Genomic DNA, 12675 nt, shown 5'->3' on the forward strand with positions numbered 1-12675 from the left:
TCATGACGATTAATACACAATTAAAATGGAAAGAGCAGCTATTAGCTCCCCTTGAAGAAAGCCAGCAAGCAGCACCGATTGCCGATGATAACCCTGATTGGGAATACATTGACGGCGAAATGATTAAGTTTGGCTCACTTAGCCATGCTCAATTAAATATTGAGGAGATCCAGCGCAAGGCATTACAACTGTTTGCTAATGAAACGAAAGACTTCCGTTTATTAGTGCACTTATTGCGTACCTTACAACATGCAGGAGAGGCTGATGAGCTAGCTTTAGCCGCTGAATTATTGGCGGAGTTTGTTCGTCATTATTGGGAAAATAGCTATCCGCAAAATATAAAGCTTAAACAACGGCTTGCAGGGCAAATCCTTAAACGATTTGAAACTGTACAAGACAGTTTTTGCCGTCAAGCCGATATTAACTTGCGCGACAATATTCTTGGCTCCTTTGCCTTTTTGGCTAAATCTTGGCATGAAAAATGCCCAAATTTATCCGCTGAAGTCGATACATTAAGCCGTGGTTACAGCCGTATTGAACAAAGTGAACCTGTCATCGTTGTGGCAACGGAAGAGCCAACAACAGATAAAAAGGGAGCAGTAGAAAATACTCAACAAGCACAGACTCCGGTGGCAGCAACAAAAGTACCTACAGTTGAGGTGAACCAAACGGATGAGCGTCAGTGGAAACAGACATTGCTTAAAGTGGCTGAGGCGTTATGTGAGCAAACGCCTTCGGATGCGGTAGGTTATTGCTTACGGCGCTATGCTATTTGGCACTCCATTCATGCGTTACCGATGGCAAATAATGATGGAAAAACGCCATTAGCTCCTGTTTCTCCTGACCGAGTGATTGATTACAAAAACCAAATGGCGCAACCATCAATGGCGTTGTTGAATAACATTGAACAAAGCTTAACGTTATCGCCTTATTGGCTGGAAGGCCATATGTTAGCTGCTCAAGTTGCAACAAAGTTAGGCTATCCGCTGGTGGGTGTTGCGATTGCTCAGGCGTTGCAACAGTTTTTAAACCGATTACCTGATTTAGCCAAACTGAGTTTTTCTGACATGACACCTTTCTTGCCTGAAGAAGTTCAGTCTTGGCTTTCAGCTTCTCAAAAATCAACGAGTCACGACGCCTCGACGAGTTCTCACAGTTTACAAGCTGAACAACAAGAAATTTTACATTGCTATGAACAGCATGGCTTAAGTGAAGCATTAAAAATGGTCGAAAATTTTATCGCTTCTACGAACGAGCCGAGAGCTCGTTTTTATAGCCAATTGTTATCTGCCCAGTTATTTGAACAAGCGGGGATGCAGCATATGGCTGAGAACCTGTATCAGCAACTGCATACCGCAGCATTACATTACTCGTTATCGGACTGGGAACCCGATTTGCTCAATCGTTTAGCACAGAAGGTGCAAGACAAGCAGGAAATGACTTTTGATAGGAATTCACAACAATGAAATTATCTTTTCTATCCATACCAAAAATAACGGGTTCTCTTAAGAAGCTGTTTTTTGGCGATAAGCCCAAAATTAAATCATTCTTACTGCTGTGTTTGGCACTGCTCCCAGCGATTTTGATTATTTGGATTTGGTGGTGGGGACCCGATTTTAACTACAAGGGCAGTTATCCCCTTAAAGAGCTGAGCGCGCGTTGGTTAGCGACGATTATTATTCTTCTCATCATTGTGAGTTGGATTGGGATCGCGACATGGAAACGTGTAAAACGCCTTGAAAGCCTTAAATTAGACGTGGAATTAGCGGTTGTTGATCCTGTTCGTCACGATATTGAGTTTCAAAATCGTTATCTCGATTATTGGAAATCGCAATTTGTTCGTCACCTCAACGGACATACTCAATCCGTATATTTACGTCCTTGGTATTTCGTATTGGGGGCCGATGAGAGTGGTAAGCATACATTACTAAAAAATAGCCTTAATACTTTAGATATTGCACCAACAGAAAATGTTGTTAGTGACCAGAAACTCCCTCTGCATATTCAATGTCTACTCGCGGATAATGCCGTCCTTTTTGTGCCAGATGGGAAATTATTGACCCAGCCAGTGAGTGAGGGGGATAAGCCCCAGCTATATCATCGTTTATGGAATGAACTTTTACACTGGTTAAGCAAAAACCGTTCAAGACAACCAATGAATGGCATTGTTTTAACCGTGGATACTTTGTCATTACTGACAAATTCGAAGGAAAAAAATAGCCAGCTCATTGCTGACCTACATATGCGTATTGAAGAAGTCCGTATGACATTCAATAGTCAATTACCACTCTATATTGTGTTGACTAAACTGGACTTGTTACGTGGTTTTGATGCGATGTTCCAATCCCTTGATGCTCAACAGCGTAATCAGGTATTAGGGGTATCTTTTAGCTCAAAAGAAAATGTTAATTGGGAAAAACAGCTCAATCACTTTTGGAGCCAATGGGTTAGCCAAATGAACAGTGCTTTACCTGAAATGATGTTAAATCGTTCAGAAGGAAGCCAAAGAAGCGACTTATTTAGTTTTGTTCGCCAAATTGAAGGGTTACAAAGCAGTGTAGCAAAATTAATCTCTGCATTGGTCGCTAACAATGAACAGAAAAATATCCGTTTAAGAGGGGTTTATCTCACCTCTGCGACTCAAGTTGGTCAGATTGACGACGTCTTTAGCCAAACGGCGTCAGTTCAATACCATTTACCAACAGCACCACTAACAACTTGGCCTATTTCAGATACACATCCCTATTTTACGCACAACTTATTCAGTGATGTGCTGTTTAGCGAGCCAAACTTAGCAGCGGAAAACCATTATTGGCTGAAAAAACATCGTACCAGACTTTTAGTTGCTTCAACTGTCAGCATTGTTGGTTTGATATTGGCTTGGAATGGCTGGAGCCATTACTACAACAAAAACTATCGTGCGGGCGAGAATGTGCTTAATGAAGTTAAAGCATTTAAAGCGATTGAATCAACGACAACTAAAGATACTGACGGTAGTAAACAACTTCCTGTTTTGAACCCACTTAGAGAAGCAACATTAGCTTACGGAAACCATCGTGATAAAAATGGCATTCTGTCTGAAATGGGGTTATATCAGGGGCAAAAAGTTGGACCACAAGTTGAAAATGTCTACTTGCAATTGTTAACGGAACGCTTTTTACCCGCCATTATGGCAGGGTTACTTATTGAGCTGGATAATGCTGAAAAAGGCAGTGAAGAGAAGCTCGAAATCTTACGTGTTATGCGCATGCTTGAAGATAAAAGTGGGCGTAATAACGGGTTGGTTGAAGATTATATGGCAAACTACTGGAGCCAGCTATTTACAGGGCAACGAGATATCCAAGCTCAGCTTCGCGGCCATTTACATTATGCGTTAGAGCACACTGACTGGAAAGCTGAGCGTAATCAAGGTTCAGCGATTGCCAATAAAGTCTTTGGGCCATTTGCCAAACCAATCAGTGACGCTCAAAAAGAGCTGAGCACGCTGTCGCTATACCAACGTGTTTATCAAACACTGAGGCTGAAAGCGAATCAAACACTGTCATCACCATTAAACCTCCGTCATCAAATAGGCCCTGGTTTTAACTCAGTGTTTACTGTGAACGATGAAGATAAGCTCGAAATCCCTCAGTTTCTCACCCGTTCTGGGCTGATTAACTACTTTATTAGGCAAAATGATGAATTGGTCGATCTGACATTACTTGATGCTTGGGTGCTAAATTTATCAAGCAATACACAGTATAGCGAGAGTGACCGTAAAGAGATCCAACGTCAAATTAGCGAACAATATCTGAATGACTATACTGCGCAATGGCGTGGAGCGATGAGTAATTTAGAGATTCGTGAATTTGACACAATTCAAGATGAAATCAATGCATTAGAACAGATAATCAGTGGTGAGCAGCCGTTAAGACGTGCATTACAGGTACTGAGAGATAACACTTCTTTACCTATCATTGATAGTTCGCTGTCTTCACAAGAGCAGCAAAAATTGATGGCAGAGCCGAAATACAGGTTGCTTAGCAGGCTGGATAGAGAGTTTTCACCCGAAACTGAGATCTTAGTGAGTAACAATGGTGAAAACCTACAAAATCTCAATCAGAAGCTAAATGAATTGCATCGTTATTTATTAAGTATTCAAAACTCACCAGTACCAGGTAAAGCTGCACTAAAAGCGGTGTCTATGCGTTTGAATGATAATAACCGTGATGTCATTTTTGAGCTATCACAAATGGCGAAAACATTACCAGAACCATTAAATCGTTGGGTAGGAGACCTCTCGGACCAAGCATGGAATGTGGTACAAAAAGAAGCTATTCGTTATATGGAAGTCGAGTGGAATGAAAACGTTGTCAAACAGTACAACGCGTACATCGCTGGACGTTATCCATTTAATCCGAAATCTAAACAAGATGTGCCATTAAGCGAATTTGAACGTTTCTTCAAACCAAATGGCACCATCGATAGTTTCTATCAACAGAATCTACGTTTATTTGTTGAAAATAACTTGATTGAAAATATGGAAGGCCAATCGCTGATTCGCCCTGATGTATTGGAGCAAATTGAGATTGCTAACCGCATTCGAGACACCTTCTTTACTGCTCAAGGTAATCTTGAAACACAATTTGCGGTAGAACCGTTGTCACTGTCAGGTAATAAACGTCGCAGTATCTTGAACCTTGATGGGCAGATTATTGACTACTCTCATGGGCGCAGTAACACCGTACATATGGTGTGGCCAAACTCAATGCGTTCAAACATTGAAAGTAAGCTGACATTAGTGCCTCTTTCTGGTGATAAATCCCCTCGTTCGCTCAGCTTTAGCGGACCTTGGGCGCAATTACGCCTTATCGATAGCGGCAGGTTAATGAATGTGAAACCAAACTCTTTTGAAGTTCGCTTCACAATTGATGGCGGAGATATGACTTATCGCGTGCAAATTGATGAATCTAACAACCCGTTCTTCGGAGGATTATTTACCCGATTCCGTTTACCTGAAACGCTTTATTAATATGATTTTTCAGTATTAATACGAGGGAATAGAACAATAAATGAGTACGCAATCAGAAAACTTGGTGATTAAAGTAGGAGGGTCTCCCTTGGAGACCCCAGAATTTATCGCGCTAAAAACCGAGTTCAACAAACTTAACCATCCAGCCCGCCCTGAAGTGAGCTGGACTTTAATTGAGTCATTGTGTTTAACGCTATTTAAAACCCATGGTATTGATTTACAAAGTGGAATTTATTACACCATCGCGCGTTTACAATTACATGGTTTAAACGGTTTTACCGAGGGATGTGAACTATTAGCAAGTGTTGTTGTGACACAATGGGATCATTTGTGGCCAGAACAGCCCCATCATCGTGCTGATATTTTGAATTGGTTTAATAGCCGTGCTGGTTCAGCATTGCGGCAAATCAGTTTTAAAACCAGTGATCTACGGTTAATCTATCGTTCCGAGCGTGCGCTACAGCTCATTATCGATAAGCTTGTCCAAACAACGTGGACAAAAGTACCGAAATTAGAAAACCTTTTGTGGTTTTTCCAAAACTCAGCGAAAAACCTCGAACAGCGCGAAAATGCATTAAATCAAAATAAAGGTCAAACGGTAAAGCTGCCGCCTTTAGTTTATATCCAGCAGCCGAAAACGGAGCAAGAGCCACCAGCACAATCAATCGTGATTGAAACAGCGGCTCAAAAACGGCCTTCTTCACCTATGCCTACTCAGGAAAAAATGAGTGCGACAAAAGGGTTTTTTTTAGGGTTATTATCAAGCGCAGTCATCTTTTCTGGTATCGGCTATGCGTTGTATTACTCGACCCAGCAAGAAGTTATTGCAATGGCTTCTGTTCCTGAAGGCGCGGCGGCTCAATGGCTATATAAACCTGAACTTACAACCTACGCGGATAACTTAGGGTTATTAGAGAAGCAGTCACCTATTTTTACCTTAAAGCTCGCTGATTCATTAGTGGATGTAGCCAAAAAACGGTGGCCTAACAATGCGGATCAAGCTTATGTCAGCCGTAACTGGCAAAACTTGATAACAACTCGGTTAGAAAATGCGCCAATTAGCGATAGTTGGTCAGAAACAGCGACATTATTACAGCAGCTATCAGACAAAATTGTGATGCAAGAGCGCAATCGCGGGAGTTTTACTCTCTCTTATTTGAAAACTGCTATCTATGATATTCAAAAGCAGCATAACAAGAGTACACCTGTTGAAGAAAGACTACGTGAATTCTCTTTACAAATTGAAAATGACCAGCCTATCTCACCAACATTAATTAGTAATATCGATTCACAAATTAATGGCTTATTAGCACGTTACTATGATTTGCAAAAACAGGCAGAAGAACGCGGTTTAAAACCAAACTCATATTAAAAGGATATTATCATGGCGAATATGATCTATTTGACATTAAAAGGCAGCAAACAAGGTGCAATTTCTCAAGGATGTGGAAGTTTAGACTCGATCGGTAATAAGTATCAAAACGGTCATGAAGATGAAATTTTTGTCCTACGATTAGGAAATGGCTTTAGTCGTACTCAAAATATTAATTTTCAACCTGTTACATTAATTAAGTTGTTAGATAAATCATCTCCACTGTTGGCAAATGCAATTGCCAATAATGAAACACTTGAGATGACATTTAATTTTTATCGGACTTCACAAACAGGCTCTCAAGAAAAGTATTACACCATTACTCTGAGAGAAGCGTCCATTATTAATTTAGAGTCAGACTATCCTCATTCATCGAATAATAATGAGCAATTACCAGAGGAAACACTAACTGTGAAATATAAAGATATTATATTTCAGCATGTTATGGCTGGGACTTCAGGCTACTGTAGTTGGCAAGAAAATACAATTTAATGGATGTTGAGCCTAAAAGATGAGTGAAATAAAGTATCTACAAGAAAAGCAATATTTACAAAAACTCGCTGACGATTATGCGAGAGAGAAGCCGCATTTGGCTCACGTATTAGATCCACAAGATCCTCATACGGGTTATTTACTTGAAGGGTTTGCTTTTCTTTCGGCACGCCTACAAGAAAAAATTGATGACGCTTTTCCTGAAATTACCTTACCTTTACTACAACGTTTAGGCTCACAAGCGATTAAGGGGCTACCTTCAACAACAATTATTCAGGTTGACCAAGATGGGGTCATTGATTATCCATATTATCTTTCAGAAAATAATTTGATTCTAGGTCCTAAAGGTGCCAGTTTTAGTCTTTGTTATGGAGTGACCCTACAACCTTATTCTATTGTTGAGCGAAAAATTACTCATCAGCCTAATCGGAGTTGTATCTCATTACGAGTAAAATACCGAGGCATAATAAAAGAATATGATACAGCATCGCTAAACCTCTTTTTGAGTAAACAAAAAGCTATTGCAGATACTTTGATGCTCGGGTTTAGCCAATATTTTGATTATATAGAGCTGAATCATGATGGAAAAAGCTATCGTGGGAACAGCCTTGATTTTTATTTTGAGCCGAAGATAGGTAAAAAATTTCAAATTTTCCAGCAAACAGATAATCAATTATCAGCCCCTCAACAGCTACTGGAAGGGTTTTATTTACCACATGTTCATCATTTTATCGATATTAATGTACCGTTGATCACTAAGCAGCTTAATTGGCAAGATGATGATACGTTTGTGATCAATATCTATTTCAATAAGCAGCTTTCGATTACTCAGGCACAGTGTGAAGAGAGTTTTTATTTAAACTGTGTACCTGCAATTGATAAAGAAAAGCAAAATGAGCTGAAAATAGATTTTAAATATAATCAATCGTCGTATTTATTACCTATACCTGATAATCACTATTTGGCGCATTTATCAGATATTCAGTTGTCATTAGAGCCTCACGAAAAGGTTCGTGGCTTATATTGTGATTTTTATCCGATGACGGATTTTACTGCGGCATCACGTCTGCTGCCCCAATATCAACAAGCGTTGTTTTATGCACTCACTATTGATAACGATATTCGAGGAAGGACACTATATTATTTAAATTTTTATGATAATAAAGGTACACCGATGGTAGTGCCTCCTAGTTTACGTTTTTCATGTAATTATGTGAGTTTTGAACAATATCAAGAAAGCCGCATAGGGGTCTTAAACAGCCATAGTGAGAAGGTGCCAGAAGGAGTAAAAACAGCAAATATCACCGAGTTATCAAACTGTTATCCACCGATTGTGAATGATAAATATTATTGGCAATTACTATCACACTATAGTGCTAATGCTTTTATGTTGATGTCTCTTGATACTATCAAGCAGATGTTGACGGAATATATTTTATATCGTGAAAACGATAGACAAGTTACACGCAAACTTGAACGGTTATTATCAGGTTGTATTGCGCTTAAAACGAATTTATATGATCACATTTTAAAAGGAAAACCATATCGCTGCTTATCCCTTGTGGTGACATTAGACATTCAAAAATTTGAAAATGAAGGTGAGGCATTTATGTTTGTCACTCACCTATATCATTTTTTCCCTTTTTGTTTATCTGAAAATATGTTGTTGGAAATGTCAGTGAATTTCAATGATGCTGATTTACCGACATGGTATTTATCACCCTCACCATTACAAGGATATAAATCACTGTTATAAAAAACCATGGCGCAACAATTGAGTGCGCCATTTTGCAAGGTTAAGTCTATGTCTTCAAATATCTCGAGAAAAAATGTATCTGATGCTGAAAAAGCGGGTCAACATTGGCAATCTCTATTAAACAGGCCAGAGCCACAGCGCCTTAAATCGGCTTCTGACGCCAGCGGATCTCAGCCCTCTCAATCTAAGAAAATAGATATTTACGATGCAATTGCTAATCGTAAGCTGTATTCCGGACTCGTATTTACCTGCCAAATTGGTGATCTTCCTGTAGAGACCTTTCAGGTCACCCAATTTGATTTGCACGAAGGGTTATCCGAGTTATTTACGCTGAACATTCAAGCCGTCAGCTCACAATCAGAGATTGATTTTCAAGATGTATTGGGGATGGCTTCCTCCATCACCATCATGCGTGAAGGTATTGTTACCCGTTGTGTACAAGGGATTTTAGCTAGCGCCGAGCAAGGCAATACCGATGGCGTGAAAACGTGGTATCAGTTTGTCATCCGCCCTGAAATGTGGATCATGACACTTAAGCAAGATAGTCGTATTTTCCAAGACACTACCGTCCCCAACATACTAGAAACCTTGCTGAATGAATCCCATGTTAAACACGATAAATTATTTTATCACCCTGAAGAGCATTTGCAGCGCTCTTATATCACGCAAAAACGTGAAACCCTGTATGAGTTTTGGTGTCGCCTCGCTGCCGAAGAAGGGATTAACTACTGGTTCGAGGAAGGCCCACAATTATTCTATAGCGATCGCCACTTGGGTATGAAAGCGGGGATCCATTTAACTTATAATCCCCAATCAGAAACCGATATTACCGACAGCACGGTCACCGCATGGCGTTATGCTGAACGCTTATGTAGTGATATTCGTATTGATAAAGATTACAATCAGTTACGTCCTTCTTACCCATTGAGCCATCAGGTAACGGGTGAAGTACATCAACAACACGAAGTATTTGAAAGTTATGGGCGCTTCCAAGAAGATGCCGAAGGTCAGTCGTTTAATCAAATCCGCTACGAACAATCGCAAAATAACCGCCAAACAGGCACTGCTAATACCAATTGTATTGAATTAGCACCTGGACGAATATTCAGCTTATCTAATCATCCCAGTAGCCGTATGAATGACAGCTGGCAAGTGATTACGGCACACCATCACGGGGTACAGCCCCTCGCTGACAACAGTGGCGGTGAAGGTACGCAATTGAGTAATACCATCACCTTTATTCCAAGTACCCAAGAATGGCGTCCACCGTACCGCTACAAACCCACCGCCGATGGTGATGAGTTAGCGACGGTCGTGGGTCCTCCGGGTGAAGAGATTTACACCAACTCCCAAGGGGCGGTCACGGTCTATTTTCATTGGGATAGGCGTGGTAAGCCCGATCACAGTGCCTCTTGTTGGGTCAGAGTCGCCCATGGCTGGAACGGGGATGGTTTTGGCTTTATGTCAATTCCGAGGATCGGGCAAGAAGTGATTGTCTCCTATTTAGACGGTGACATTGATAGGCCAATTATCACAGGGTGTACTTATAATGGGCGGAATAACCCACCATTAGATTTGCCTAAGCATAAAACCCGTACTACGTTTCGTTCAAAAACCCATAAAGGCGAAGGATTTAATGAGTTACGCTTTGAGGATAGTAACGGTAGTGAGGAAATTTACCTTCATGCACAAAAGGATCATCGAACACATATTTTAAACGATGAGTTTCACATGATTGAGCATAATCGGCAGAAACAAGTCGGAGTCGATCAGGAAGAGCGTATTGGTCAAGATAAGCGCACCGATGTTGGGCGTGATCATTATGAAAAAATTGGACGTAATTCAGTGATTCATATCTTGCAGGACCAAGAAATTCAGATTGATCAGAACCTGACCGAGGTTATTAACAGTAGCCATAAATCGGTAATTTTTGCGGATAAGCAAACTCAAATCAGTGGCAATCAGAAAATAGTCGTGGAAGGACAACGGCATGAAGAAGTGAAGACTAAACTGTTTTCACAATCCCCTTATTACATCATCCACGCTGAGAACCAACTGACGTTAGCCGGTTCAGGAGGCAGCATTGTGATTGATGATACAGGGATTACCATCAAAGCGAAACAACTCAAAATTAACACTTCATCACTGGATATTGGTGGTGGGGGGATTGATCAGGTGAAAGCCTTAATGGCAGCGACAGAAGAGGGGCAACCTTTTTGTGAAATTTGCGCAAAAGCGAAGAAGGAGAAAGAGGCGCAATGAGTCTATCACGCTTAACGTTATTGCCTTATGGGACCGACAAGAGCAATAAACATTCAATGCTGCAAGACTACTTGTTTGGTAATGTGTTATTCACGCGCCATGACCAGAAACAGGTGATTAAAGGCGAGTTCTCGACACATAGCCAAAGCTGGGCGGTCATTGATGCGATTAAACGCCCCGATATTGCTGTATTACTGGATATCTTTGAGGTGGAACATTGTTGTTTGTGGAAAGGGGAAAGTGCCGAACACTATTCGTTTTACGCACCTTATTTAGTGAAGTTAGAGTCTGATTCGCCATTTGTCACATGGTTGCTCGAAAATAGCCAAAAAACACCATTGGGGATTTATTTACGTTCACGGCTGCCACTCGAAAAATTGGCTCATCAACTGCGAAAGTTTAATCAAGTGTATGATGAAGAAACGAAAACATGGCTAATGTTTCGTTATTACGACCCCATCACCGTGAAAACATTATTGCCTTATTTACCCGTTAACGATTATCTCCATTTTATGGATAACTTGTTATTCGTCCTTGCGGATGATGTCAACGCCAATCAATTTTTAGTCTTGCAGTGAAGGAGTCTTTATGGGATGTGAAAAACGTTTTACGGATGAACCTGTTAGTGATCCGATAGACGCTCAACCGTGTGAGCTCAGTATTAAATCATGTGTGATGTTATCGGATGATAAGCAAGTCATTGATACTTTCAATGCGGAGGCGCGTAGCCCCTTTGATGAAGCTTGGGAGGAAACGCACAATGCAGGTTGCCCTAATGAAATTGAGCCTGAGCCCATGCCGACAGGAGTTTCTTTTGAAACATTCATGACGCTGATCAACCAAAAAAGTCAAGATAATGCGGTAGAGCCAAGAATAAGCCAACTTGCCGCTGAGATCATGGGCTATTCTCGACTGCAAGATGCAATAAGAGCACATTTTAGCCCTGACGGTGGAGAGGGAACAGAGTCGTATTTAAGCTTTATGTTGGCATTTATACCTGCTGCAGAGCGTCCTAAAGATGCACATTTTTTTTACCGCGGCATTCGTTATAAATTTGCCAAAAGTTATTACCGACTTGATTTTCAGCTTACACGGGAAAAAACACATGGTAAACAGGACTTTCATGAAATAGAGGGAGACCCTGATCCAGGGTTACGGTATGAAATCATGACAGGCTATGACAATGTAGCAATATCTGATGTTGATTATCGTAAAGGTTTAAAGACGATTGCAGTGACACCTAAATCGACGGTTTATAATTTATTATCTAGCCAGTCAAAAAACGTTTATATAAAAAAATATGAGGAATTAGCAGAAGCGATCGTTAAACGTATTATTAGGGATATTAATGAAGAAAAAGTTAATGAAAAAATTAACTTAGGAAAATCTATTGTCGTTGATTTAATCTTTTTAGCGTTTGGGGTGGGGGCAGCAATTACAACCGTGAAAAATGGTGCGAGAGTGATCCCTTTGCTTGCCGATGGGTTAAATGTGATTTTTTCAACGAATGAATTGATTGAGGATTCCACGGCTTTGTGGGGGTATAACAAAGATGAAGGATATAACGTCCTGTTAAACTCCATGAAATACCTTGATTCTCAGACAGGGAATACAAAAAGTTTTGTGACGACGTATCATGCCATGAACCTGTTTATGTTTTTTGGTAAAAAGGTTAAAACACAAGCTATTACCAGTGTAGGGAGTATGGGGATTGGAGGCACACTCTATTTAGAGTCCTTTCAAGGTGAACCTAAATTACATGACGTGTCTCAAAATAAATAG

At 40.5% G+C, this 12675-nt stretch carries 8 protein-coding genes; all 8 read left to right on the top strand.

What is annotated here, in order from left to right; translation table 11 throughout:
* Positions 1-2 precede the first annotated feature (2 nt).
* From tssA to I3B46_RS00885, 8 genes are read left to right on the top strand one after another with little or no spacing between them, the layout of a single operon-like run.
* Positions 3-1466 carry a type VI secretion system protein TssA gene (gene tssA, locus I3B46_RS00850; protein WP_104873075.1) on the top strand — a complete coding sequence of 488 codons (1464 nt, stop codon included), beginning with the start codon at positions 3-5 and terminating at the stop codon, positions 1464-1466.
* On the top strand, positions 1463-5011 hold the full coding sequence (gene tssM / locus I3B46_RS00855) for a type VI secretion system membrane subunit TssM (RefSeq protein WP_104873074.1): 3549 nt from the start codon (positions 1463-1465) through the stop codon (positions 5009-5011). The genes tssA and tssM overlap by 4 nt, the downstream gene beginning before the upstream one ends.
* 40 nt (positions 5012-5051) lie before the next feature.
* Entirely contained in the window at positions 5052-6383 is a 1332-nt protein-coding gene (locus I3B46_RS00860; protein ID WP_104873073.1) for a VasL domain-containing protein, read from the top strand.
* 12 nt (positions 6384-6395) lie between these two features.
* A complete protein-coding gene (locus tag I3B46_RS00865; RefSeq protein WP_004926326.1) occupies positions 6396-6875 on the top strand; it encodes an Hcp family type VI secretion system effector in 480 nt (159 codons plus the stop codon).
* A gap of 19 nt (positions 6876-6894) precedes the next feature.
* Complete coding sequence (locus tag I3B46_RS00870) at positions 6895-8631, top strand: type VI secretion system baseplate subunit TssF (protein ID WP_004926329.1); 1737 nt, start codon at positions 6895-6897, stop codon at positions 8629-8631.
* Positions 8632-8679: 48 nt separating this feature from the next.
* Positions 8680-10893, top strand: coding sequence for a type VI secretion system Vgr family protein (locus I3B46_RS00875; protein ID WP_080739779.1), 2214 nt, complete (start codon positions 8680-8682; stop codon positions 10891-10893).
* Positions 10890-11471 carry a DUF4123 domain-containing protein gene (locus I3B46_RS00880; RefSeq protein ID WP_052127979.1) on the top strand — a complete coding sequence of 194 codons (582 nt, stop codon included), beginning with the start codon at positions 10890-10892 and terminating at the stop codon, positions 11469-11471. Before I3B46_RS00875 ends, I3B46_RS00880 begins: the two co-directional genes overlap by 4 nt.
* A 10-nt stretch (positions 11472-11481) precedes the next feature.
* Complete coding sequence (locus I3B46_RS00885; RefSeq protein WP_104873072.1) at positions 11482-12675, top strand: hypothetical protein; 1194 nt, start codon at positions 11482-11484, stop codon at positions 12673-12675.

The organism is Providencia sp. 2.29, assembly GCF_015832305.1.
Lineage (GTDB): Bacteria > Pseudomonadota > Gammaproteobacteria > Enterobacterales > Enterobacteriaceae > Providencia > Providencia stuartii.